Source organism: Actinosynnema sp. NPDC023794 (assembly GCF_040639675.1).
In the GTDB taxonomy this organism is placed as follows: Bacteria; Actinomycetota; Actinomycetes; order Mycobacteriales; family Pseudonocardiaceae; genus Actinosynnema; species Actinosynnema luteola.
The window spans coordinates 37,400-61,134 of the sequence record NZ_JBFAFR010000026.1; the positions used below are offsets into that span (position 1 = coordinate 37,400).

24 protein-coding genes and 1 pseudogene are annotated in these 23,735 nt (G+C 72.9%); 11 read left to right on the forward strand and 14 right to left on the reverse strand.

What is annotated here, in order from left to right:
* Window positions 1-96 precede the first annotated feature (96 nt).
* Window positions 97-747, reverse strand: a pseudogene (locus AB0H12_RS34515) (GbsR/MarR family transcriptional regulator); the annotation flags it as partial.
* 223 nt (window positions 748-970) lie between these two features.
* On the opposite strand from AB0H12_RS34515, the gene AB0H12_RS34520 reads away from it, so the two are divergent.
* From AB0H12_RS34520 to AB0H12_RS34530, 3 genes are all read left to right on the forward strand, one after another.
* Entirely contained in the window at window positions 971-1,867 is an 897-nt protein-coding gene (locus AB0H12_RS34520) for an ABC transporter ATP-binding protein (protein WP_499628596.1), read from the forward strand.
* Window positions 1,864-2,712, forward strand: a complete 849-nt coding sequence (locus AB0H12_RS34525; RefSeq protein WP_499628597.1) for an ABC transporter permease — start codon at window positions 1,864-1,866, stop codon at window positions 2,710-2,712. The genes AB0H12_RS34520 and AB0H12_RS34525 overlap by 4 nt, the downstream gene beginning before the upstream one ends.
* A 95-nt stretch (window positions 2,713-2,807) precedes the next feature.
* Window positions 2,808-4,157: a toll/interleukin-1 receptor domain-containing protein gene (locus tag AB0H12_RS34530; protein ID WP_499628598.1), complete on the forward strand. Its 1,350-nt coding sequence runs from the start codon at window positions 2,808-2,810 to the stop codon at window positions 4,155-4,157.
* Here AB0H12_RS34530 and AB0H12_RS34535 read toward each other — a convergent pair.
* The 6 genes from AB0H12_RS34535 to AB0H12_RS34560 form a co-directional block, all read right to left on the reverse strand.
* A complete protein-coding gene (locus tag AB0H12_RS34535; RefSeq protein ID WP_499628599.1) occupies window positions 4,154-5,407 on the reverse strand; it encodes a protein kinase family protein in 1,254 nt (417 codons plus the stop codon). The genes AB0H12_RS34530 and AB0H12_RS34535 overlap by 4 nt on opposite strands.
* Window positions 5,404-6,201 (reverse strand): hypothetical protein, encoded by a 798-nt coding sequence (locus AB0H12_RS34540; RefSeq protein WP_499628600.1) that lies wholly within the window; start codon window positions 6,199-6,201, stop codon window positions 5,404-5,406. Before AB0H12_RS34540 ends, AB0H12_RS34535 begins: the two co-directional genes overlap by 4 nt.
* Window positions 6,202-6,210: 9 nt before the next feature.
* Window positions 6,211-7,050: a hypothetical protein gene (locus tag AB0H12_RS34545; protein ID WP_499628601.1), complete on the reverse strand. Its 840-nt coding sequence runs from the start codon at window positions 7,048-7,050 to the stop codon at window positions 6,211-6,213.
* A 49-nt stretch (window positions 7,051-7,099) separates the two neighbouring features.
* Window positions 7,100-7,609 carry a hypothetical protein gene (locus AB0H12_RS34550; protein WP_499628602.1) on the reverse strand — a complete coding sequence of 170 codons (510 nt, stop codon included), beginning with the start codon at window positions 7,607-7,609 and terminating at the stop codon, window positions 7,100-7,102.
* Window positions 7,606-8,064: a hypothetical protein gene (locus AB0H12_RS34555; protein ID WP_499628603.1), complete on the reverse strand. Its 459-nt coding sequence runs from the start codon at window positions 8,062-8,064 to the stop codon at window positions 7,606-7,608. Before AB0H12_RS34555 ends, AB0H12_RS34550 begins: the two co-directional genes overlap by 4 nt.
* A gap of 101 nt (window positions 8,065-8,165) precedes the next feature.
* Complete coding sequence (locus AB0H12_RS34560) at window positions 8,166-8,855, reverse strand: CPBP family intramembrane glutamic endopeptidase (RefSeq protein ID WP_499628604.1); 690 nt, start codon at window positions 8,853-8,855, stop codon at window positions 8,166-8,168.
* Window positions 8,856-8,903: 48 nt separating this feature from the next.
* Here AB0H12_RS34560 and AB0H12_RS34565 point away from each other — a divergent pair, with 48 nt between their 5' ends.
* Entirely contained in the window at window positions 8,904-9,122 is a 219-nt protein-coding gene (locus tag AB0H12_RS34565; RefSeq protein WP_499628605.1) for a hypothetical protein, read from the forward strand.
* Window positions 9,123-9,188: 66 nt separating this feature from the next.
* Here AB0H12_RS34565 and AB0H12_RS34570 read toward each other — a convergent pair whose 3' ends face one another.
* Complete coding sequence (locus AB0H12_RS34570; protein ID WP_499628606.1) at window positions 9,189-9,755, reverse strand: GNAT family N-acetyltransferase; 567 nt, start codon at window positions 9,753-9,755, stop codon at window positions 9,189-9,191.
* A gap of 151 nt (window positions 9,756-9,906) precedes the next feature.
* On the opposite strand from AB0H12_RS34570, the gene AB0H12_RS34575 reads away from it, so the two are divergent.
* Window positions 9,907-10,929: a serine/threonine protein phosphatase gene (locus tag AB0H12_RS34575; RefSeq protein ID WP_499628607.1), complete on the forward strand. Its 1,023-nt coding sequence runs from the start codon at window positions 9,907-9,909 to the stop codon at window positions 10,927-10,929.
* A 3-nt stretch (window positions 10,930-10,932) separates the two neighbouring features.
* Here AB0H12_RS34575 and AB0H12_RS34580 read toward each other — a convergent pair whose 3' ends face one another.
* Together AB0H12_RS34580 and AB0H12_RS34585 are read right to left on the reverse strand one after the other, a co-directional pair.
* Entirely contained in the window at window positions 10,933-11,814 is an 882-nt protein-coding gene (locus tag AB0H12_RS34580) for a P-loop nucleotide/nucleoside kinase family protein (protein ID WP_499628608.1), read from the reverse strand.
* A 78-nt stretch (window positions 11,815-11,892) separates the two neighbouring features.
* Window positions 11,893-12,591 carry a GAF and ANTAR domain-containing protein gene (locus AB0H12_RS34585; protein WP_499628609.1) on the reverse strand — a complete coding sequence of 233 codons (699 nt, stop codon included), beginning with the start codon at window positions 12,589-12,591 and terminating at the stop codon, window positions 11,893-11,895.
* Window positions 12,592-12,848: 257 nt separating this feature from the next.
* Between AB0H12_RS34585 and AB0H12_RS34590 the strand changes: the two genes are divergently transcribed.
* Both AB0H12_RS34590 and AB0H12_RS34595 read left to right on the forward strand, forming a co-directional pair.
* Window positions 12,849-13,862, forward strand: coding sequence for a sigma-70 family RNA polymerase sigma factor (locus AB0H12_RS34590; protein ID WP_499628610.1), 1,014 nt, complete (start codon window positions 12,849-12,851; stop codon window positions 13,860-13,862).
* 80 nt (window positions 13,863-13,942) lie between these two features.
* The gene (locus tag AB0H12_RS34595; protein WP_499628611.1) at window positions 13,943-14,308 is read left to right on the forward strand and encodes an STAS domain-containing protein; all 366 of its coding nucleotides are present in this window, start codon (window positions 13,943-13,945) and stop codon (window positions 14,306-14,308) included.
* Here AB0H12_RS34595 and AB0H12_RS34600 read toward each other — a convergent pair.
* The 4 genes from AB0H12_RS34600 to AB0H12_RS34615 all read right to left on the reverse strand — a co-directional run bounded on the left by AB0H12_RS34600 (window position 14,229) and on the right by AB0H12_RS34615 (window position 17,951).
* The gene (locus tag AB0H12_RS34600) at window positions 14,229-15,626 is read right to left on the reverse strand and encodes a DJ-1/PfpI family protein (RefSeq protein WP_499628612.1); all 1,398 of its coding nucleotides are present in this window, start codon (window positions 15,624-15,626) and stop codon (window positions 14,229-14,231) included. The genes AB0H12_RS34595 and AB0H12_RS34600 overlap by 80 nt on opposite strands.
* A gap of 6 nt (window positions 15,627-15,632) precedes the next feature.
* A complete protein-coding gene (locus tag AB0H12_RS34605) occupies window positions 15,633-16,049 on the reverse strand; it encodes a hypothetical protein (protein WP_499628613.1) in 417 nt (138 codons plus the stop codon).
* Between the two features lie 100 nt (window positions 16,050-16,149).
* Window positions 16,150-16,812: a response regulator gene (locus AB0H12_RS34610; protein ID WP_499628614.1), complete on the reverse strand. Its 663-nt coding sequence runs from the start codon at window positions 16,810-16,812 to the stop codon at window positions 16,150-16,152.
* On the reverse strand, window positions 16,809-17,951 hold the full coding sequence (locus tag AB0H12_RS34615; RefSeq protein WP_499628615.1) for a sensor histidine kinase: 1,143 nt from the start codon (window positions 17,949-17,951) through the stop codon (window positions 16,809-16,811). Before AB0H12_RS34615 ends, AB0H12_RS34610 begins: the two co-directional genes overlap by 4 nt.
* A 120-nt stretch (window positions 17,952-18,071) precedes the next feature.
* On the opposite strand from AB0H12_RS34615, the gene AB0H12_RS34620 reads away from it, so the two are divergent.
* The 4 genes from AB0H12_RS34620 (at window position 18,072) to AB0H12_RS34635 (ending at window position 23,616) form a co-directional block, all read left to right on the forward strand.
* Window positions 18,072-18,503, forward strand: a complete 432-nt coding sequence (locus AB0H12_RS34620) for a DUF6292 family protein (RefSeq protein WP_499628616.1) — start codon at window positions 18,072-18,074, stop codon at window positions 18,501-18,503.
* Between the two features lie 318 nt (window positions 18,504-18,821).
* Window positions 18,822-20,426: an SLC13 family permease gene (locus AB0H12_RS34625; RefSeq protein ID WP_499628617.1), complete on the forward strand. Its 1,605-nt coding sequence runs from the start codon at window positions 18,822-18,824 to the stop codon at window positions 20,424-20,426.
* A gap of 219 nt (window positions 20,427-20,645) precedes the next feature.
* Window positions 20,646-21,173 (forward strand): GNAT family N-acetyltransferase, encoded by a 528-nt coding sequence (locus AB0H12_RS34630; RefSeq protein WP_499628618.1) that lies wholly within the window; start codon window positions 20,646-20,648, stop codon window positions 21,171-21,173.
* Between the two features lie 112 nt (window positions 21,174-21,285).
* Window positions 21,286-23,616, forward strand: coding sequence for an Orn/Lys/Arg family decarboxylase (locus tag AB0H12_RS34635; RefSeq protein WP_499628619.1), 2,331 nt, complete (start codon window positions 21,286-21,288; stop codon window positions 23,614-23,616).
* The last annotated feature ends 119 nt before the right edge of the window (window positions 23,617-23,735 follow it).

Consider the following 23,735-nt stretch of genomic DNA (forward strand, 5'->3'; position numbering starts at 1 on the left):
GGCGAGCCGGTCCGCGCCCTCCGGGGTGACGGTGCGGACGAGCGCGCCCAGCACGGTCACCACGTCGGTGCTCGGGCCGCCGGACATGTCGTCGGCGAGCTGCGCGAAGAACCGGCGCATCCGGTCCAGCCGGGCGCCGACCGGCGTGGCGGGGTCGAAGACCTCGACCCCGCGTTCGGCCGTCTCGGCGAGCGTCGCGTTGGTCCGCGCGCTCGTCAGCCACGTCCGCAACCACATGTCGTCGTCGATGGAGTACCTCTCCCGACGCCGGGCGTCGCGTTCGCGGCGCAGGAGTTCGAGCCCTTCGAGGTAGCCGACCGCCTTGGACACCGACGCCGGGCTGACCCGCAGCCTGCCGACCAGCTCGACGGCGGTCAGCGCGCCGGTGTCGGTCGTGACGAGGCTCGCCAGCACGCGGGCCGCCATGCGCGGCAGCCCCAGCCGCACCATCAGCCCGGCGAACTCCTCCGCGAACGCCAGCACCGCCACCGGGTCGCGGCCTTCCGCTCCGACGACGGCGGGCGGCTCGTGGTGCGTGGCGGACTTGCGCCGGCGGGCGCGTCGGAGCGTGGCCCGGTGGGCGCGGTCGGCCCGGTAGTCACGGGGGCCGCCGTTGCGGCCCACCTCGCGGGTGACGGTGGACGTCGGCCTGCCCAGCCGTCGCGCGATCTCGGCGTACCCCAGACCGCGGGTCAACCCCGCCGCGATGTCACGGCGGTCCTCGTCGGTCAGCCTGCCACCCGGCATCGCCCGTCCTCTTTTCCTCGGTCGTGCCAGTGTGCGTTCACGGGCAACCCAGTGCAACGACCTAGGGCAAATCATTGCGTTCACCGCCACCACGGTTGCAATGATTGGAAGCTTCGCACCAGCTAGAACCCCTCAGATGTCCTCTCCGTTCATTGCAGGCCCACAAAACGCAACGTAGCTTTCGCTCCCTCTTGAAGATCGACCCGGCAGACAAGGGGGAGGAATGGCGAGCGAACAAGTCGCGCTCGACGTCGACGGCCTGCGCATGCGCTACGGCACGACCGACGTCCTGCACGACGTCACGTTCCAGGCCCGCCACGGCGAGGTGCTGGCCCTGCTCGGCCCGAACGGCGCGGGCAAGACCACGACGATCGAGATCCTGGAGGGTTTCCGGATGCGCTCGGCGGGCCGGGTGTCGGTGCTCGGCGTCGACCCGGCCCACGCCGACGAGCGGTGGCGCGCCCGCGTCGGCGTCGTGCTGCAGTCCTGGCGCGACCACGGCAAGTGGCGCGTCCGCGAGCTGCTGCGACACCTCGGCGTCTACTACTCCTGCTACGCCACCGACCAGGTCGCCCGACCGTGGGACCCGGACGACCTGGTCGCGGCCGTCGGCCTGACCGCGCAGGCGGGCGCGAAGATCCGCACGCTGTCCGGCGGCCAGCGGCGCAGGCTGGACGTCGCCGTCGGCATCGTCGGCCGCCCCGAGCTGCTGTTCCTGGACGAACCGACCACGGGGTTCGACCCGGTCGCCCGGCGTGAGTTCCACGAGCTCGTGCACCGGCTCGCGGCCCAGGAGTCGACGACGGTCCTGCTCACCACGCACGACCTGGACGAGGCCGAGAAGCTCGCCGACCGCATCGTCATCCTCGACGGCGGCCGGATCGTCGCCGACGGCACGGCCGACGAGCTGGCGCAGCGCATCGCGGGCGAGGACGAGGTCCGCTGGACCCACGCCGGGCAGCGGCACGTCCGGCACGTGCGGGAGTCCACGAAGTTCGTGCACGACCTGTTCCGCCGCCACGGCGACGGGATCACCGACCTGGAGGTCCGCCAGGCCTCACTCGAAGACACCTACCTGTCGCTGGTGCGGCGGGTCGAGGCGGAAGGAGCGGCCCGGTGAGCCCGACCACCACCGCGTTGCGCGCGGGCAGGCAGCGCGGCCTGATCGAACTGCGGCAGTCGCTGACCAACGGCGCGGACCTGTGGAACCACGCGTTCTGGCCCGTGCTGATGCTCGTCGTCACGTTCTTCCTGCGTGACGTGTCGTTCGGGCAGACCGGGTTCTCGGTCGGCGCCCTGGCGCTGCCCAGCATCCTCGGCATGAACGCCGCGATGGCCATGGTCACCATGAGCCAGCTGCTCACCGCCGACCGCGAGGACGGCACGCTGCTGCGGGCCAAGGCCACGCCGAACGGGATGCTGGGCTACCTGGTCGGCAAGCTCGTGTCGGTGTCCGGCGGCCTCGTCGTGGACCTGGCGATCTTCCTGGTCCCGGGCGTGTTCCTGGTCTCCGGCCTGGTCACGGGCAGCGTCGACGCGTGGCTGACCCTGGCGTGGGTGCTGGCGCTCGGCATGCTCGCCGCCCTGCCCATCGGCGCGGTGCTCGGTTCGGTGTTCTCCAGCGCCCGCGCGCAGGGCCTGCTCATCCTGCCGATCCTCGCCATGATCGCGATCTCCGGCATCTTCTACCCGGTCACGGCCCTGCCGGACTGGGTGCAGTGGATCGCCCAGGTGTTCCCGGTCTACTGGCTCGGCCTCGGCATGCGCTCGGCGTTGCTGCCCGACGCCGCCGCGGCCGTGGAGATCGGCGAGTCCTGGCGGCACCTGGAAACCGTCGGCGTGCTCACCGCGTGGGCGGTCCTGGGCCTGCTCGTGGCGCCGGCCGTGCTGCGCCGGATGGCCCGTCGGGAGTCCGGGTCGAGCGTGGCGGAGCGCCGGGAGAGGTCACTCCAACGGGTCAGATAGGTGAACGACCCCCACCGAGCGCAACGAAAGGGCGGTTCCGCGCGACCAATCAGATGAGCGCTGGAGTGACGTGCCCCGGACCGGAGGGCGTGACCATGACCATCTTCGTCAGCTACACCCGTGCCGACGAGACCCTGGTGCGCGCCCTTCGGGACGACCTCGGCCGGATGGGGCAGCAGGTCTGGCTCGACCACGAGATCCACGGCGGCGAGCTGTGGTGGCGCGAGATCATCCGCACCATCCAGGCCGCCCGGGTCTTCGTGTTCGCGCTGTCGCAGGCGTCCTGGAAGTCGGTGCCCTGCCACGCGGAGTTCGACTACGCGCAGCAGCTCGGCGTGCCGGTGCTGCCGGTGCAGGTCGGACCGCTGGACAACCTCCGCATCCCGATCATGGAACGGCAGCTGGTCGACTACCGGGAGCGCAGCGCGGACGCGATCGTGTCGTTGGCGGGCGCGCTCACCGAGCTGGCCGCCCAGAAGCGCGTGCCGCCGAACCCGATGCCCCCACCGCCCAAGGTGCCCTTCGAGTACCTCTACCGCATCGCCGAACTCCTCGGGCCGCAGCCGATCGCCCCGGAGCGGCAGGAGATCATCATCGGCCAGCTGCGCCGGCACCTGCGGACGGAGCGGGACGAGATCGCCCGTGCCGACATCGTGAAGCTGCTGCGCGAGTTCCGCGAGCGCGGCGAGATCACCAACATGAACTCGCGGGAGATCGACGAGATCCTGGCGGGCGTCGAGCCGGGGGAGGGCGAAGGGCTGCCCGAGGGCGTCACCTGGCTCTCGGCCGCCGACTACTGGCAGAAGAACCCGGTGGTGATCGGGCCACCACGGGAGCCGGAAGCGACAGCCGGCACGCCGGTCGGGGCCACGGGTGCCGGTGCGACGCCGGCCTGGCTGCGGAACGTGATGGAGACCGAGGCGCAGCCGGACGCCGACAAGCCGGAACCCGCCCGGCCGTCGGGTCCGCAGTGGTGGCAGGGCGAGAAGCCGACTCCGTCCACAACGGAACCGCCGGCGCCGCGCCCTTCGGCACCACAACCGCTCGCGTCACGCCCACCCGCCCCGGCTGAGCCGGATCGGTCCTGGCCGCGACGGCACGTGCCGCAGGAACCTGCGCGGGAACCCGTGTCACAAGAGCCCGAGCCGCAACAGCCGGTGTCGCAACCGCGCACGCCGGAGCCGCCGGCACCGGAACCGCCCACGTCCCCGCCGTCGAACGACCGCTCGTTCCTCAGCGCGGTTCTCGGCGCGACCGGGATCCCGTTCCTGCTCCAAGCGGCGGCCGGTGGCTCCCCGGTCGCCGCGCCGGCCGGGGTGGTGGTCCTCATCGGCCTGGTCCTGGGCGTCGTGGCCATGCGGAAGCACGAGCCACGCGCCCGCCAGGCCGTGGTGATCGCGTCCGTCGGCCTGCTCGGCGTGATCGTCTGCCTGTTGGCGGCCTAACCCGCCCGGTTCCGCCGGATCAACCCGATCGCGAACGTGACCAGGGCCGCCACCACCCCGAACAGGACACCCGCCCCAGCACCCGCTCCGGCCACGGCGACGAGCCCCAGAAGGAGGCCGACCGCGACTGCGGCCACGTAGACGCTCGCCAGTGGCGGGCGCTGAGGCGGTTGCGGCGGCACGGGCGCGTTCCGCAGCGCCGGGTCCACCGAGGCCCACCAGTCACCACCGGGCGGCCGCGGCCGGGTGACCGGCGTGGAGCGGGGCGGGGCGACGGGCGTGCGCGGAGCCGGCACGGCCACCCGCTCGGGCTGGGCCGCGACCACCGTGGGCGTGCGTTCCCACCACGGCTTGGCCCGGGGCGCGAGCAGGTCGTCCAACGCCGAGTCGGCGACCCACCCCGGCGCGCAGCACTCCTTGAGCCGCTGAGCCACCTCGTCCACCAGGGGGTCGCCGATCGCGGCCAGGTGCGCCCACGCGGCCGTGGTGAACGGCGGCTGGAAGTCCTCGCGCCGCAACAGCAGGTTCTCGCCGGTGTAGCACGTCCGCCAGCCGGTCGGGTCCTTCGCCAACGCCAGCAGCGACAGGTAGATGACCAGCCCGGAGAACGTGTCCATCCACCGGCCCCACGGCCGGTGCTCGGGCTGGTAGTTGCGGTGCCCGGCCTCGCTCGGCGCGAGCGCGCCGGAGAACCGGGCGATCCACGAGCAGTCGAAGTCCACCAGCCGCAGGTCGCCGTGCCGGCCGACCAGGACGTTGCCGTGCTGCAGGTCGCCGTGCGCGAACCCGGCCCGCTGTATCCGCGTCACCAGGGCGCGCCACGAGCCCGCCAACGCGGACAACGACGAGGTGTCCGCACGCTCCACCAGCTCGTCCACGTGCCGGTTGAGCGTGTGGCCCTCCACCCACTGCATCCGCACCGCGGGCCACGTGCGGCCGTTGACCCGGATGCCGTCGTCCACCCACCGGGGCAGGGCGACCACGTTCTCCAGCCCGCTCGACGTGAAGTGCGCGTGCAGCGCGCCGTAGCGCTCGCTGCTGGACACGTCGTCCCTGGTGAAGAACCGCAACGCCTGAGCCTGGCCGCCCGCCACCGCCTTGAACACGACGGCGCTGGTGCCCGCCGCCGGCATCGGTATCCCGTACAGGGGGTGCACGACGAGTTCCAGCCCGCGCAGCTCGTCGGCGACGAAGCAGTCCGCGTGCTGCACGGCCTTCGCGTACTCCTCGGGCGTCGGGTAGCGGATCACAGGCACACCACCAGGTGTTCGGCCGGCCTCCGATCGAGCCGCACCCGCATGAGGGTGACGTCGTCGTTGACCATCTCGCGCGCCGCCCGGCGGCCCGCCACGAGCGCGCGGAACGCCTCGGGGTGGTCCAGCCCCGCCAACGTCGTCCACAACGCCCGCGGGTCGCGCAGGTCGGCGGCGGCGGCCCACTGGGCGAACGCGTCCGTGGCCAGGTACAGCAGGTCGCCGTCCGCGAGGTCGCCCTCGGCGAACGACGCCCGGCCGATCATGTCGGCCAGCCCGGCGGCGTCGGTCGGCAGACCGTCGGGGTTGGAGCCGAACTCCTCCGGCGGGATCGGCGGGAACTGGGTCACCACCCGGTGCCCGCGGACGTGGAACAGCACCGCGTCGCCGAGCGCGACCGCCGTCCACCGCGGCCGTGGGCCGGCGAGGTCGCGGAGCTCGCAGCCGAGGAACGTGGCGAACGAGCCGACCGTCGCCTGCTTGAGCCGTTGCAGGTCCGTCGCACCCGCCAGGCGGGGATCGTCGTGCCACCGGCCCTGCATGTCCGACGCCCAGTGGTGCAGGGCGTCCACGGTCAGGTCCGGCGCCGTGCCCTGGTCCCCGACGAACCCGGCGACCAGCTGCTGCGCCCAGCGGGCGGAGCCGAAGCCCTGCGTGGCGCCGTCCGCGACGGCGAACCTGGGGCCGCGTCCGTCGCCGTCAGCGGGCGCCGCCGCCGCGCCGTCCTCCCACTCGGCCTCGGCGTTGCCGTGCTTCGGCGCGTAGAAGACGACTTGCCGGGTGTGCTCCACGGCGTGCCCCTACCTCGCGCGATCCGGCACTCTGGTGCCGATCTGCAGCACCCGCAGCAGGGTCGAGCGGCCCACGTTGAACGCCAGCCCGCGCGCGCCCGGCCGGACGTCGTAGCCGTCGACCCTGGCGTTGTCGACCATCGGCGGCGGCAGGGGACTGCTCAGCTCGAACAGGTCCGGGCCGGGCGGTGGCAGGCCGGCCGGATCGGACGGGAACACGATCTCGGTGACCTCGAAGGGGGAGAGGAACACGTTGAAGAACAACGTCGCCCCGTCGTTGGTCTCGATCGACGTCAGCCGCCGCGCCCAGTCCTGGAGGGTCGCGCCGTCGTACGGGCTGTCGGTCACCATGCCGTCGGTGATGTTGACGACGATCGGCGGGAACGAGTCCGGGTGCGCGGCGGCCCAGTCGAACACGTGCGCGCCGGCGACCGCGATCGCCTGGCACATCGGCGTGCGGTAGCCGTGCGCCGGGTCGACCCACACCGGCATCCGCGCGGCCACCGGCATCAGGTCGATGGACGGCTCCTCCCGCACCGCCACGGGGTGCTCGGCCAACTCCGGCAGCGGCACGAGACCGCGACCGGCCAGCACGCCGCCGAACGCCGACTCCACGCCCTCTCCGGGCTCGGTCGCGCGTGCGCCGTAGCTGAAGATGCCGACGTCGAAGTAGTGCCGCACCGGCGCGTTGACCTCGCTGGTCGCCTTGATGCACATGTCCAGCAGGATGTTGTTGACGGCCAGCGCCGCGCCGTCCGCCAGGGACGCGCCGGTGCGGCCCCAGGCGAGCTTCATCGAGTCCGAGCGGTCCAGCAGGATGACCACGCACCCCGGCTCGGACCGTGACACGGACTGCCGGTACTTCTCCACAGCGACCCCCTCTTCGTCGGTCGTCACGTCAGCCGGTCAGGTTGCGGCGGATCACGGTGGTCGGCCACGGCGCACCCGCGCGCCACTCCCACCGGTGGCCGCAGTTCGGGTTGCGGCAGTGGAAGGCGCAGGAACCGCCGTCCTGCTTCAGGTCCAGTCGGAAATCGCCGCAGCGCGGGCACTGCGCCACCACCGCGCGGTCCACGTCGTAGCCCTGCGGCGTCTCGTGTCGCGGGGTCGTCGGTGGCGTGGGTGTCTCGGTCCACCACGTCCGGTTGGGCTTCGTTCCGGGCTCGGTGGTCCGGGCGGACACCGGCTCGCGTTCCGCTGCGGCGGGCGCCACGCGGTGGGTCCGCGTGACCGCATGGCGGTCGGTGGTCAGCAGCCCGAACGCGAGCACGACGCCGAGGAGCGCGCCGACCACCACCACCGTCACCGACCGCCAGAGGTCCAGGTCCCAGGCCTGGAGGCCGACCAACGCGCCCGCCGTGGCGCACACCGCCGTCAGGACCAGGACGAGCGCGTTCCTCGTGGTCATCGGGACCCCTTCGGGGGGGTCACGACCAGCTCGACCCGCCGGTCGGCGTTGACCTCGGCGGTGTCGACCGACGGCCAGCACCGGTACCCGTCGAGCTGTGCCGCGGGCGCGGGCGCCGACCACTTGTCCGGTAGCCGCAGGCAGATCGTGAGCGGCTCGCCCGACGTGACGACGTCCACTTGGCCCCGGTCGTTCACCCGGAGGTCCGAGGAGTTCCGGGCGAGCACCTTGACGTGGGCGTTCGTCAACCCGGGGACCGCGCGGGCCGACTGGTCCGACACGAACTGGATGCCGACGGCCGCCGGGGGCGGGACGGTGGGCTCGCGCGCCACGGCACCGAGCAGCACGACCGCGAGGAACGAGGTCACCAGGGCGTAGGCCGGCGCCAGTCGGCGGTCGCGCAGGCGTCTCGGCGACGTGGACCGCGTCTCGGCGGCGCCTCCCGACGTGTGCACCCGGACCTCCGCCCGCAGTGGTGGCGTGTACTCCAGGTATCGCGGAGGATCATGCTCTCGTGTCGCCGTGTCCCCCGGACGGGCGAACGGTCAGCGCACGGTCACGGCAGGTTGCCGGTGGTGGCCAGGAGCAGGGCGATGGCCGGCAGGAGGTTGTTGACCTGGTGGGCGACGACGCTCGCGAGCAGGTTGCCGGTGAGCAACCGGGCCAGGCCGATCGGGATCGACAGCACCAGCAGCAGCGGGGTGCGCAGCAGTTCCAGGTGCGCGATCGAGAACACCAGGCTGGTCGCCACGAACACGACCCACCGGTTCCAGCCCAGGTGCTCCAACGCGCGCCACAGCACGCCCCGGAACAGCACTTCCTCGGCCAGCGGCGCGACCAGCCAGATCGCCAGGAACACGACCACGGCCGCAGGCAGCCCCAGTTCGCGCCCGGCGAACGCGTCACCGACCGCGGAGCTCGCCTGGTCCTCACCGACCCACGCGGCCCACACCGCGGCGGCGGGCAGCGTCAGCGCCAACCCGCCCAGGCCGAGCGCCAAGCCGATGGCGATCTCCTTGACGTTCCAGCGGACGGCCAACTCGCGCGCCACCCGCCCGAGCCGCGGGCCGCCACCCAGCCAGGCCGTGCCGACCACCGCCACCACCGCGCCCAACGACGTGGGCAGGACCAGCAACGCCAGCAGCCGGCCGTCTTCGAGCAGCGCCACGTCCCCCGAGCCGTACGACAGCAGCACGACGACGGACACCAGGAGCATCGTCAGCTGCCCGCCGAGGAACACCGCCACCAACGACAGCCCGGACCGGAAGTTTCGTGGTGGGACGGATCCGCCGGGATGGGCTGGGGCCAGGGGTGGCGCGACGGGCGGGAACTCGCCCGGCTGCGCCGCGACGGGCAGTGGTGCGGCCGGTGGTTGCGTGGCGGGCTGTGGTGCGGCCGGCTGCGGCGCGGCGGGTGGCGGCGTGGCCGGTTGCGACCCGACCGGTGGTGGGGCGGTCACGTGGTCGTCGCGGGGTACCGGCCCTGGCTGCTCATCGCGCACAACCGTGGATAACCCGCGCGGACGGCGAGGTCAACTCGACCACCGCCGTCGTGCGGCGATCGAGACCAACGGCCGGCGTCACGTCGCGTTCCGCACCGCATGCGCCGGCCGCCACCGCCACCGCTGTTCGCCGTCGTCGCGGAACTCGCCGGTGGCGCGCATCCCGATGCGCCGCGCGACCGCCTCGCTCGCCGGGTGGTCGGGCGCGATGTGCGCGTGCACGTCCCGCGCGCCGCCGTCGACCAGCCACCCGACCACGGCCGCGGCGGCCTCGGTGGCGTAGCCGCGACCCTGGAACGGCACCCCGATCACCCAGGCCACCTCGGCGGTCAACCCGTTCACGCCGGTCGTGGTCGTCGCCTGCACGGCGCCGACGGCGGTCTCGTCCTCCTCCCGCAGCACGACCCAGTTCAGCCAGCCCTCACGACCGTCATCCGACGTGGGCCGCTCCCAACGCCGGTACCGCGACGTGAGCTCGGCGGCACTGGGCGGCGCACCGCCGATGATCGCGTACAGCGCGGGATCGCCCAGTACCGCCGCCATCTCGTCGGCGTGCGCGACCCGCACGGGCTCCACCCGCAACCGCGCCGTCCGCACCACGGCCTCCTGCGGCCACGGCGCCGGCACCACCAGCGGCCGGCCCACGCCTACCACCGGCGCGGCCGGCGTGCGGTGACGGATTCGCCCATGAGCTGCCCCCTCGACGTCACGTGCACAGTAGTCACTCGGGTGCCGGTGCCGACCGGGATTTTCCGTCGGCCGGGACGCCGAACGACGGTTGGGGGATGATCGGGACATGATCACCTCCCGGCGTGCCGACCACGAGCGACTGTCGGCCGTCCTCGCCTCGTACCGCGATCGGGAACTCGCGGCGCTCGTCGGCACGGACGGCAACTCAGGCGTGGGTGGCGGCTCCGCGGTCCTCGACGTCGACGGCACGCCGGTGTTCGTCAAGCGCATCCCGTTGACCGACCGGGAGTTCGCCCGGCCGCACTCCACCGCGAACCTCTTCGACCTGCCGGTGTTCTGCCAGTACGGCATCCGCGGCCCGTCGTTCAACGCGTGGCGCGAGCTGGCGGCGAACCGGATCGTGACCGACGCGGTGCTGGCGGGCGAGACGGCGGCGTTCCCGCTGCTGCACCACTGGCGCGTGCTGCCCGGCCGCGCGCCCGTCGCCGCCGAGCACGCCGACGTGGACGAGGTCGTGGCCTTCATGGGCGGCAGCGCGGCCGTGCGGGCACGCCTCGACGCGCTGGCCGCCGCGACGCGCAGCCTCGTGCTGTTCTGCGAGTACGTCCCGCACCCGGTGCAACGGTTGCTGGCCGAGGATCCCGCGGGCAAGGCCGAGGCGGTCGAACAGCAGTTCTCGGAGATCGTGGCGTTCCTGCGCGACCGGGAACTGCTGCACATGGACGGGCACCTCGGCAACATGCGCACCGACGGCGAGCGGATCTACCTGACCGACTTCGGGCTGGTCACGTCGCCGCGGTTCGAGCTGTCGGCCGCCGAACGGGAGTTCGTCCGGCGCAACGCCACGCACGACGCCGGTTACGCCGCCATGCGACTGGTGAACTGGCTGGTGACCGAGGTGTGCGGGGTGACAGTGCCGCCCGGTGGCGTCCCCGCGGCCCGCAACGAGTACGTCCGCCGGTGCGCCGGCGGCGACATCCCGGACGACGTGCCGCCCGCCGTGGCCGGGATCCTGGCCCGGCACGCACCCGCCGCCGCGCGGCTGAACGGCTTCTACTGGCGCCTGTTCGACGGCGAGTTCCACGTCGAGTACCCCGAGCCTCACGACGAGCGCGTCCCGCGCGGGTAGCACCTACTCCAGCGACGCGCAGTGATCCAGCACGCGGCGCAAGCCGACCTCGGGCGGTCCGGTCGCGGAGTCCACCACGAGGTGCGGTTCGTCCCAGCTCTCCCACCGCCGCTTCATCCGCAGCACGTGGTCCCACGGCACCGTCGCCGGCCAGCCGGGGATCCCGCGCGCCCGGCCCTCGACGCGGCTGCGTTGCACCGCCTCGTCCGAGCACACGCACTCCACGCCGACGAACACCCCGCCCAGGCGCTCGGTGACCGACCGCCACCGCCGTCGAGCCTCCCGGCGGTGCCCGGTCGCGTCCACGATCACGTCGAGGCCCAGTTGGAGCTGCCGCGCCACCGACGCGGTCAGGTTCAGCTCCGCCAGGTGCGTCGTGTTGTCCGTCCGCAGCCCGCCGAACGGCAGCAGCGCGCCCAGCTGCCAGTCCATCGAGAACACCGGCGCGGTGAGCCGCCAGGCCAGGGCTTCGGCCAACGTGCTCTTGCCCGTGCCCGGCACACCCGCCAGCAGCACCGTCCGGGGCCGCCGCACGGCGTCCGGGCGGGGGATCGGCCGCAGCGCCTCGTACTCGGCGTGCGCGCGGTCGGCCATCAACGCCTGCAACCGCTCACGCACGACCTCCAGCGCCGGCACGCCCGGCGGCCGGGCCCCACGCTCCTCGACCGCGCGCACCCAGCCCAGCACCACGTGCTCCGGCCGCACGACCACGTCACCGAGCCGTTCGGCCTCCGATGACGACGCCGCCAGCAGCACACCCCGCTCCACCACGCCGAAGGCGGCGAGCCCCGCCCGTGCCGCCAGCTCCGCCGCGATCCCGTCTTTGGGTCCGCCGGGGTCCGCGAGCAGGGCGTCGGCTGACGGGTGCACCGGGAGGTCGACCACGGGACTCCGATCGGTGGGTGGGAGCCACCATGATCGCGCGCTCGTCGGACACCGGGAAAGCGGACTCCGCGCCGGGGTTCAACGGGTCGGTAGCTCACCCGTCCGGGTGAGTCGCTCGGCGAGGACGCGCAACTTCACGTTGGTTTGCTGGCTGGCGCGCACGAGCACGGCGAAGGCCTGGTCGGCGGTGAGCCGGTGGCGTTCCATCAGGATGCCCTTGGCCTGCCCGATCAGGTCCCGCGTCTGCACCACCTCGGCCAGGTGCTCGCGTTCCTGGGCGGTGGCCAGCGCCACGGCGGCGTGCCCGGCGAACAGCAGGCCCACGTGCTCCGACTCCTCGTCGAACGCGCGCGTGTCCGGTGAGTACAGGTTGAGCGCACCGAGGTCGTCGCCCTCCACGTACAGCCGGAACGACAGCATGCTGGCCACGTCCAGCGCGAGGGCCCGCTCGGCGAACAGCGGCCACCGGGTCTCCTGGGCCAGGTCGGGCGCGCTGACGATCTTCTGCTGGTAGAGCGCGGTCAGGCACGGTCCCTGGCCGGTGTCGAACTGGGCCTGGTCCACGTCGCGGGGCACGTCGCCGGTCGTCGCGACGGTCCGGACGTCGCGCTTGCCCACGATCGTCATGATCCCGGCGTGCCAGGCGCCGGGGATGGTGCCCACGGCCGCGCGCACGATCTCGTCCAGCGTGTCCTGGGCGGTGTCCTGCCGGTGCAGCGCGCGGGCGACCTCGTTCAGCCTGGCGGCCAGGTCGTCACTGGTCGTGTCCTCGGTCACCCGCCACCTCCGCTGAACCTCCGCCGGCCGAACCAGGCCTCGGCCCTTGGGGTGTGCCCCGTCACGCCCAGGCCCACACCGCCGTCTCGGGTGGAATACGAGCCGAAACCGTTCCGTTGAACCGGGTGTCGGCCCTGCCCGAGGTGCGCGGGGCGAAAGTCGTCCGAAGCCGTCATGTCGGCGGACGGCCCTCGAAATCCCCAGGCAGAACCCCGCACGTCACCCGTGCGCGGGTGCGATCCGGCAAGGAGACGACCATGTCGTTGACGGTGGAGATGCCCCGCCAGACCCGCCCGACCCGCGAGCCGCGCGAGCCCCGTCCGGCGGCGATCGGGCGCGAGGGTGCGCGCGAGGCCGACCTCGTCGGCCGCTACCTGCGCGAGCTCACGTCCACGCCCCTGCTCACCGCCGACGAGGAGGTCGCGCTGGCCAAGCGCATCGAGGCGGGCGTGTACGCGGCCGAACTGCTGCGGAGGTCCGACGAGGGCGACCGCCCGCCGCTGGACGCGGAGCGTCATCGAGCGCTGCGCACCGTGGCCGAGCAGGGCAGGCGTGCCAAGGACCACATGATCCGGGCGAACCTGCGCCTGGTGGTGTCGGTGGCCAAGAAGCACTCGTTCCGCGGCCTGCCGATGCTGGACGTGGTGCAGGAGGGCAACCTGGGCCTGATCCGCGCGGTGGAGAAGTGGGACTACGCCAAGGGCTTCAAGTTCTCCACGTACGCGGTCTGGTGGGTCCGCCAGGCCATCGAACGCGGCCTGGCCGAGCAGACCAGGACGATCCGGCTGCCCATGCACGTCCACGAGGAGGTGGGCAAGCTGCGCAAGACCGAGCAGCGGCTGCGGTTGGAGACCGACCGCGAGCCCACCCCGGAGGAGATCGCCGAGGCGGCGAAGATGCCGGTGACCAGGGTCGTCGACCTGATGGCCGCCAGCCGCACCGCCGTGAGCCTGGAAACACCGATCGGTGACGACGGCGGCGCGTCCGTGGCCGACCTGATCGAGGACGTCGAGGCCGTGGACGCCCAGGAGGCCGTCGAGCAGCAGGAGCTCTCCGAGGGACTGCGCGCCCTGGTGCGCACGCTTCCCGAGCGGCAGGCACGGATCCTCACTGAGCGTTACGGGCTGTCCGACGGGCGGCCCCGCAGCCTCCAGGAGCTGGCCGAGGAGCTCGGCCTCACCCGGGAGCGCGTCCGGCAGCTGGAGAAGGAGTCCATCCGCCTGCTGCGCGATCCCGAGCGCAACCGGGACCTGCTCGCCCTGGCCGGGTGAGCAGGCCCCCGGGCCAGGTTTTGCGGCCCGCGCCCGGCGGTAGCAGGCTCGGTGGTCTCCGATCGCGAGGAGCTTCCGCCATGGCCGAGCCCGCCCACCACCTGACCACCACCGAACTGGACCGCGGCATCCTGCTGGTGAGCGTGTCCGGCGCGCTCGACGCCGCCACGCACCAACCGGTCGTGGCCGAGCTCGACGTCGTGTTCGAGTCGCGCCCGCCGGGGGTGGTGCTCGACCTGGGGGAGGTCGAGTTCATGGGCTCGGTCGGCATCGCGATGCTGGTCAACTGCCACCACCGGGCGAACCGGCTGCGCGTCCCGTTCGCCGTCGTCGCGAACACCCGGGCCGTGCTGCGGCCGTTGCAGATCAGCCAGGTGGACGGGGCGCTGCCGCTGCACGCGTCCGTGGACGAGGCGGTCGCGGCGGTGCGGCTGGTGTCGACCTGACCGCTCGCCTGACCCGCGCCCACCGGAGCAGCCCGAGCGCCGCGAGGACGCCGAGGAAGGCCAGCCCGAACGGCCGCAGCGTCCTCGTCCACGGCCAGGCCGACCCGCTGAGCGCGAGGTGGTCGGTCGGGTACTCCAGCACCCTCGCCGTCCACGTCGCCGTGGCCACGTCGGTGGTGCGCGCGAGGTCGCGCAGCACGCCGTCGAACGGAAAACCGTCCTCCTGGTGCAGGTAGACCGGCTCCAACTCGGCGTACGGGTCCGCCGCCCGCCGTCGCGCGGATCCCGCGCCCGGCACGACCAGGCGGTCCAGGCCGCCGGCGGCGGTGGGGTCCGCCCTCGGCGCGAACGTCAACCCGTGCCGCGACCGCACCGGCTCGACACCGGGCGCGACGGCCACCGTGCGGACGGCCAACGACTGACCGTAGGTGTCGAAGACCGACGCCAGTTCGATCTCGCCGACGCCGTCGGTGAGCAGGACGCCGGTCCGGTCGCGGTCCCAGCCGAACGCACTGTTGAACCCCACGACGGCGTCGGCCGGCCGCACGTCCGCCTGCGTCATCGAGGCCGGGACGCCCCGGCGGTAGTGCCGCCAGCCGATCGCCTCCGCGGCGTCGGCCGCGGCGTCCGGCCCGACCAACCGTTCGACCACGCGCAGCGTGCCGTCGACACCGGACAGGATCCCGGCTGTCGTGATCACGTCGCCGTCGTCCACGTACCGCGTGCCGCGGGCCCAGTCGACGGCCGGGTAGTCGTCCTCGAACGCGTCGAGGCGCAGCCGGTGCGCGGTGGCGTCACGGCCGTCGAGCAGGCCCGCCGAGGCGAGGACCCCGGACCCGTTGCACACGCCGAGCAGCAGCGCGCCGCCGGCCGCCTGTCCCCGCACCCAGTCCGCGACCGGCTGCGCCGTGCCCTCGCCGAGGTCCGGCATCGCGGGCACGACCACCACGTCCGCGGCGTCGCCCCCGAGCAGGTCGGCCAACCCGGCGAAGGTCAGGTCGGGCACCAGGTCCAGGCCGCCGGTCAGCGGCGCCGGGCGGCCGGACGGCGCGACCGCGTAGACGTTGAACGCGCCGGTCGTGGCGAGGACCTCGTAGGGGGCGAGGGTGTCGGACACGACGGCGCCGCGGTCGCCGACCACGACGACGGCGGTCGGCTTGGCCGGGTCGTGCGCGAACCGTGCGGGAGGTGGCGCGGCGCCGTCCGCACGGGGCGCGTTCAGGTCGTCGAACGCGGCGCGGACGGTCGGCGCGCCGAAAGCGGTCGGCAGGGCGAGGGCGGCGAGCAGGACCGCCAAGGCGCGTGTGACGGTGCGCACGGCCGTTCAGCACCCGTAGTCGTGGCGGCGGCGCAGCATCGCGACCAGCATCGCCGGGACCATCAGCACGTGACCGGCGGTCATCAGCGCCGCCCCGGACAGGGCGTCGGCCCAGTGGAACGGCAGCAGCACGACGTACGGCACGTACATCGCGGCCGACATCTCGACGATGCCCGCCCACCCGTGCCGGCGGATCCGCATCCACAGCGCCATGCCAAGGGACATGTCGGTCGCCATCACCAACACGTGCGCGGTCACGTTGTCGGCCAAGCCCGGCCAGGCGAACGACCAGAGCGGTTCCAACGCCACCATGCCCACCACCATGGCGACGTCCATCTCCAGCGCGTGCCGGGCGAAGCGCAGGACGGCGGCGGTCCGCCCGGCCCTCCGGCCGGTGGTGGTGATCGTCTGTTCCGAACTCATGACAGCTCCTCCGTTGCGATTGCCTTGTGCGCAACGGAGATCCTGCGCCGCCGGGGGAGCGCGGTCAGGTGCCGAAGGTCATGCGTGAGGTCACATGACCTCAGCAGAGCCCGAGCTCGCGCGCCCGCAAGGCGGCCTGCGTGCGGTCGCGCACCTGGAGCTTGGCCAGCACGCCGGTGACGAGGTTCTTCACGGTGCCCTCGGCCAGGAAGAGCCGGCCTGCGATCTCGCGGTTGCTGCGGCCCTCGGCGAGCAGCCGGACGACGTCGAGCTCGCGTTCGGACAGCGGCACGGGCGGCTGACGGGGCGGCTCGTCCTCGTGCGGCAGCCGCGCCACCCGCGCCACGAGCTTCGCCGCCACGGACGGTTGCAGCACCGATTCGCCGCGCCGGGCCGCGACCAGGGCTTCGACCAGCCGGGCCGACGAGACGTCCTTGAGCAGGTAGCCGAGCGCTCCGGCGCGCAACGCCGCGAACACGTCCGCGTCGTCGTCGAACGTGGTCAGCGCCAGCACCCGCACACCGGGCTGCTCCACCCGCAGCCGGTTCGTGGCCGCGATGCCGTCGAGCACCGGCATCCGCAGGTCCATCAGCACCACGTCGGGCCGCAGCTCGGCGCACCGCCGCACGGCCTGCTCGCCGTCGCCTGCCTCGCCGACCACCTCGATCTCCGGCTGGACCTCGAGCAACGTCGCCAGCGCCTCCCGGAACAGGGCCTGGTCGTCCACGATCAGGACGCGGACGGGCTGGTCCGGCGCGGTCACGCCGGCACCTCGACGGTCAGCGTCACGCCGTTCCCGGCGGCGGAGTCGACCGACACCCGGCCGCCGAGCCCGGCCACCCGTTCCTCGATCCCGACCAGCCCGAACCCGTCGCCGGACCGGTCGACCACGCCGCGGCCGTCGTCGCGCACCTCCAACCGGACCAGGTCCTCGCGCTCGTAGTCGAGCACCACGGTCGCGGCGGTCGCGGCGGCGTGCTTGCGGACGTTCGTCAACCCCTCCTGGGCGGCCCGGAACAACGACTCGTCGACCTCCGCGCGGCTGACGCGGGCCGCGCCGCGCACCTCGAACCCGGTCGGCACACCCGCCTCGGTGGTCTCGGACGCCAACGCGCGCAACGCGTCCACCAGCGGCTCGGACCGGGGCTCGCGCAGCGCCGCGACCGAGCGGCGCACCTCGGCCAGCGCCTGCTTCGACTGGTCCTGCGCCTTGGCCAGCATCGCGTCGAGCCGCTCGGGCTCGGCGGTGCCGATCACCGCGCGCGCCGCCTGCAGGAGCATCTGGACGACGGTCAGGTGGTGACCGAGCCCGTCGTGGATGTCGCGGGCGACCCGGTTGCGCTCCTGAGTGGTCGCGAGCTGCTCGGCCTGGGCGGCGTACCCCCGCAGCCGCTCGTTGGCCACCGCCAGTTCCGCGCGGGCGCGCTGCTCCCGCACCAGCAACTCGGTGATGACGACCGTGAACGCGGTGACGGCCAACGTGCCGAGCCCTTCACGCAGCCCGGCGGGCCACTCCATCTCCACGTGGATCAACGGGACGACCGCGGCCACCGCGGCGGCGGCCGGCAGCGGCAGCAACAACACGCTCTGCGCGACCAGCACCACCAGCAGCAGCACCGACCCGATCGCCGCGCCGGACAGCGCGAACAGCACGAACCCCAACGGCAACTGCACGAGGACGTACGCCGCCGCGAACACCCCGCGCCGCCGTTGCGCGAACGGGAAGCCGAAGACGGCCAGCGCGCCGTAGACCAGCCCGACGAGCAGCGTCGGCACGAGCAGCTGCTCGAAGCTCTCCGACCCGAGCGGCAGCGTCACGTACGCGAGCACGGTCAGGATGCCCAACGCCCTTTGCACCCGACCACTGTGCTCGACCTCGAACGCCATGGTCAACCCGGTCATCTTGATCGAAACAGTGCCCTTTCCGGGTTCACCTCCCACCCGATCGGGGTAGACCCCCACTGCGTCAAACAGTCGGCGCGTCGACACCCTGGGTAATCGGGGAGAAGGCGGCGATGCGCGATGGAACTGGACTTCGACGACGCGTTGACGTGGGGCCTGCGGGGCTACGTCCGGTTGGTCACCGAGGAACTGGGGCTCACCGGCGAGTGCTCGTACGTGCATGCGGACCGGCCCGCCGGCGCGTACCTGGCGCTGGACGGCAGGCTCCCCGGGTTCCCCGAGCGGGACGTGGCGCTGCTCTGGGACGAGGAGCACGGGTGGTCGGCCGCCGTGGAGACGCACAGCGGCGAGGACGTCATCGTCCAGGCGAGGTTCGGTCCGGACGTCGTGCCGCCGCCGAGCGCGGTCGCCCGCTGGGTCCGCGGCCTGTTCCGCGGCGAACGGATGCCCCTGCCGCGAGCCGGGGAACCGCACGACGCGCCCGACGACCTGCTCCGCAGGCTGGTGCCCTATACAGCCGCCGCGCTCGTGCCGGCCCCGCGTCGAACCTGATCGTCCACTGAGGACCGCGGTGTCGGTGGAGCGGCTACCGGGTGCACCGCCGCCACGACCGCCCAGCCGCGCGTGGCCGCGTCGAGCCAGTGGGCGGACGCGGTCGCTCTCGCGGACCGCCGAGCGGAGCCTCTGCCGTCCCCCGCTGCGTCGCCGCGACCACCCGCGCGCCCAGCGGTCCGGACGCGGGTGGAACCGCCACGACCCGCGTCCGCAGCCGATCGTCCACTCAGGTGGCATGACCGCGTCGCCGTCTCGGCGGGTAGCCCGTCGTGGTCGGGCGGTGCCACGCTGGGTGGGGACGACGGGAGGCTGACGATGGCTGACGGGAAGCCCACGGACCGGACCGACGTCGACAAGGCCCTACTCGGGCACTCGACCTACCGCGGTCTCGCGGAGCAACGGCTCTCACCCGCCGAGGAGAGGTTCGAACGCGGTCGTCGGACGGTCGGGTTGTGGCTCGCGCCGCTCGTCGCCGTGGTGTTCCTGGCCCTGCCGCTGGACATCCCGGGCGACCAGCAGACGCTCGGCGGCATCCTCCTCGGCGTCATCGTGCTGTGGATCACCGAGGCGGTGCCGATCCCGGTCGGCGGCCTGATCGGCGTCGCGTTCATCGTCATCCTGAACGTGGTGCCGCCCGACACCGCGCTGCGCCCGTTCGGCTCCTCGACGATCTTCACGTTCATCGGCGCGTTCATCCTGGCCCAGGCGATGCTCAAGCACGGCCTGGCGCGCCGGTTCGCGTTCCGGATCCTCGCCCTGCCCCGGGTCGGCGGGTCGACCACGGGCGTGATCGTCGCGTTCGGCGGCATCACGTGCCTGCTGTCCGCGTTCGTGTCCAACACGGCCACGGTGGCGATGCTGCTGCCGACGGCGCTGGGCATCCTCGGCGTCATCGCGAAGCTGTTGCAGGACAGGGGGATGGTCGCGGCCGACTTCGACCCGCTGAGGCTGCGGGTCGGCGCGGCGATCATGCTCATGCTGGCCTACGGCGCGAGCGTGGGCGGCCTGCTCACCCCGGTCGGCACGCCGCCGAACCTGATCGGGCGCGGCCTGATCGAGGAGGCCACCGGCGAGCGGATCTCGTTCGCCCAGTGGACGGCCACCGCGCTGCCGATCTGCGCGCTCATGTTCGTCGCGCTGGCGGTCGTCCTGCTGCTGCTCAACCGGCCCGAGATCCGGCGCATCGAGGGCGTGGCCGACTACGTGGCGGGCGAGCGGGCCGCCATGGGCCCGCTGTCGCGCGCGGAGAAGAACACGCTGATCGCGTTCGGCGTCACGGTGACGCTGTGGATCGTGCCCGGTGTGGTCGCCTTGGTGGCGGGCAACGACTCGGACGTCTACGCGGCGATCAGCGACCGGCTCGACGAGGGCATTGTGGCCGTGCTCGGCGCGTCCCTGCTGTACCTGCTGCCGACCGACTGGCGGCAGCGCGAGTTCACGCTGCGCTGGCGTGACGCCGCGCAGATCGACTGGGGCACGATCCTGCTGTTCGGCACCGGCATCGTCTTCGGTTCGCTGCTGGCGAGCACCGGCCTGGCCAAGACCCTCGGCGAGACCGCGTCCGACGCGCTCGGCCTGAGCAGCGTCGTGCCCATCACGATCTTCGCCGTCGTGCTCGCGATCGTGGTGTCGGAGACGACGAGCAACACCGCGTCGGCGGCCGTGGTCGTCCCGATCGTCATCCCGATCGCGGTCGCGGCCGGCGCGGACCCGTTCGTGCCCGCGCTGGCCGCGACGTTCGCCGCGTCGTTCGGGTTCATGCTGCCGGTGTCGACACCGCAGAACGCGGTCGTCTACGGCTCCGGCGTGGTGCCGATCACCAAGATGATCAGGTCCGGCATCTCGTTCGACGTGCTCGGCGCCGTGCTGATCCTGCTCGGCCTGCCGGTCATGGTGGCGTTGCTCGGGATCGGCGGCTGATGACCGCGATGCACCGGATCGCGGTCATCAAGGGCGACGTCATCGGCCCGGAGCTGATCGGGGCCGCCGGGAGGTGCTCGACGCCGCGGCCGGCTCACCTCCGCCACCAAGTCCGACGGCATCGTGCACCGCTGCTCGCGCACCTGACCTGAACCCCGGCCGTCGACGGGTGGGATGATCGTCCCCGACGGTGGGAGGGAACGCGTGGGGGATTCGCCTGTGCAGCGCGCTGCGGTGCGGTCGGACGTGCCGGGGATCGCCGCGCTCATGCGCCGGTCGGTGCTGGAGCTGTTCCCGCACTTCCACGACGAGCGCGAGACCGCCAGTGCGGCCCGCTACCTCACCGAACCCGACGTGGTGCTGATCGACGACGGCACCTACTACGTGCACGAGGTGGCGGGGGAGGTCGTGGCCTGCGGCGGGTGGAGCAAGCGGGACAAGCTCTACACCGGGTCGGGCGACCGGCCCGACGACGGCCGCCTGCTCGACCCGGCCACCGAGCCCGCCCGCGTGCGGGCGATGTTCGTCCGCGCCGACTGGACCCGCCGGGGTCTGGGCCGCGCGACCCTCGCCGCGTGCGCGCGGGACGCCCGTGCCGCGGGCTTCCGGTCGCTGGTGCTGATGGCCACGCTGCCCGGCGTGCCGCTGTACCGGTCGTTCGGGTTCCGAGAGGTGAAGCACACTCGGGTTCCGCTCCCCGACGGTGTGACGTTGGCCGGGGTCGAGATGGACTACCCGCTCGACTGAGCGAAGCGCTTCTCCCACGGTCGGGTGAGGCTGGACCACGTTCCGGTGATGCGGCCGCCGCCTCGCCCCGCCGCTTCTACGCTCGGCACATCCACCCGCGCGTAGAGAGCTGATGATCCTCATGACCGGGTCCACCATCCTCATCGCCACGGAACGGGCGGTAGAGGACAACACCGTGCCGGCGGCGAAGGTCGAGCAGGTCTGCGCGCACCTGCGCGAGTGCGGGCACGACGTGATGGTCGTGCACTCCGCGACCGACGCCGCCTCGGCGATCACCGCGCAGGCCGACCTCGCCGCCGCCGTCGTGAGCTGGGAGCTGGCCGGCGGCGCGATCCGGACACCCGACGCGGGCCAGGCCGTCGAGGGCGGCGTGCTGCGCATGCTGCTGGACCGGTTCTCCTCCCGGCTGCCCGTGTTCCTGCTGACCACCGGCGACTACAGCGACGAGACGCCGCTGTGGGTCTCCGAGGTGATCAACGGCTGGATCTGGCTGCTGGAGGACACCCCGGACTTCATCGCGGGCCGGATCGACTTCGCCGCGCGCACCTACCTCGACCACATCCTGCCGCCGTTCTTCCGCGAGCTGTGCCGGTTCGACGACACGCACCCGTACTCGTGGCACACGCCGGCGCACGCGGGCGGCATCGCGTTCCTCAAGTCGCCGATCGGGCGGGCGTTCTTCGACTACTTCGGCGAACGGCTGTTCCGCACCGACATCTCGGTGTCCGTCGGCGAACTGGGCTCGCTGTTCGAGCACACCGGCCCGGTCGGCGACGCCGAGCGCAACGCCGCCCGCATCTTCGGCGCCGACGAGACCTACTTCGTGCTGCACGGCACGTCCACGTCGAACCGGATGATCATCCACAGCGCGGTGGCCAACGACGAGATCACCCTGCTGGACCGCAACTGCCACAAGGCGATCAACCACGGCGTCACGCTCACCGGCGCGCGCCCGGTCTACCTCGTGCCCACGCGCAACGGCTACGGGATCACCGGACCGATCCCGCCGGAGCGGCTGACGGCCGAGGCGGTGCGCGCGCAGATCGAGCGCACGCCGATCGCCGAGGGCGCGGTGAGCCGGGACGCGGCGTACGCGGTCGTCACGAACTCCACCTACGACGGGCTCTGCTACGACACCGTGCGGGTGAACGAGCTGCTCGGCGCGTCGACCCGGACGCTGCACTTCGACGAGGCGTGGTTCGCCTACGGCCGGTTCAACCCGCTCTACGCGCGCCGGTACGGGATGGCGGTCGACGGCGACGGGCTGCCGGACGCGCAGCGACCCACCGTGTTCGCCACGCACTCCTCGCACAAGCTGCTGGCCGCGCTGTCCCAGTCGGCGATGATCCACGTGAAGTCCGGCGACAAGGCGCCGTTCGACCGGTCCCGGTTCAACGAGACGTACATGATGCACGGCACCACGTCGCCGCTGTACCCGATGATCGCGTCCTGCGACGTCGCGGCGGGCATGATGGACGGTCCGGCCGGGAACTGGCTGACCAACGAGGCGATCACCGAGGCGGTCCGGTTCCGGCAGGCCATGATCCGGCTCGGCAGGCGGCTGGCCGACGCGGGCGACCGGCCGCCGTGGTTCTTCGGCGTCTGGCAGCCGGCCGAGGTCGCCGACCCGGCCACCGGCGAGCGGGTGCCGTTCGAGCAGGCGCCGCTCGACCTGCTGCGCACCGAACCGGGCTGCTGGACGTTGGAGCCCGACGCCGCGTGGCACGGCTTCCGCGACCTCGAGCCCGGCTTCTGCCTGCTCGACCCGGTCAAGGTGACGATCACCTGCCCCGGCGTGGACGCGCTGGGCGACGTGTCGGCGTTCGGCATCCCGGCCCGGGTCGTCACGGCGTACCTGGAGACGCGCCGGATCGTGGTGGAGAAGACCGACGTCTACACGTTCCTCGTGCTGTTCTCCATGGGCATCACCAAGGGCAAGTGGGGCACGTTGCTCGACGCGCTCACCGACTTCAAGCAGCTGCACGACGAGCACGCGCCGCTGGGCGAGGTGCTGCCGGACCTGGTGAAGGCGCACCCCGAGCGGTACGGGCGGCTGACGTTGCCGCAGCTGTGCGACGAGATGCACCACAGCCTCGCCGACACCAAGGTCGTGCAGCTGCTGAACGAGGCGTTCACCAGTCCCACGCCGCCCACGGCGGTGATGACGCCGGCCGAGGCCTACCAGCGCTTCATCCGCGGCGAGACCGAGCTCGTCGGCCTGGACGACCTGGCCGACCGCGTGGTGGCCACCCAGGTCACCACCACGCCGCCCGGGATCCCGGTGCTGGCGCCCGGCGAGCGCGTCGGCTCGCCCGACGGCCCGCTGCCCCGGTACCTGCGCCTGCTGGAGGCGTTCGACCAGCGGTTCCCGGGTTTCGCCAGCGAGACGCACGGCGTGCACCACGAGGGCGGCAAGTACTGGATCTCGTGCGTCACCGAGTAACGGCGCCGGTCCGACGTGAGCCGGGGGCGTCACCTGGACGGTCGATTCGGGCCGATGCGCACGTGAAGTGCCGCGCCGGCGGTAACCGGGGGTGGGGGTGGCGGCACGAGGTCGTCGAT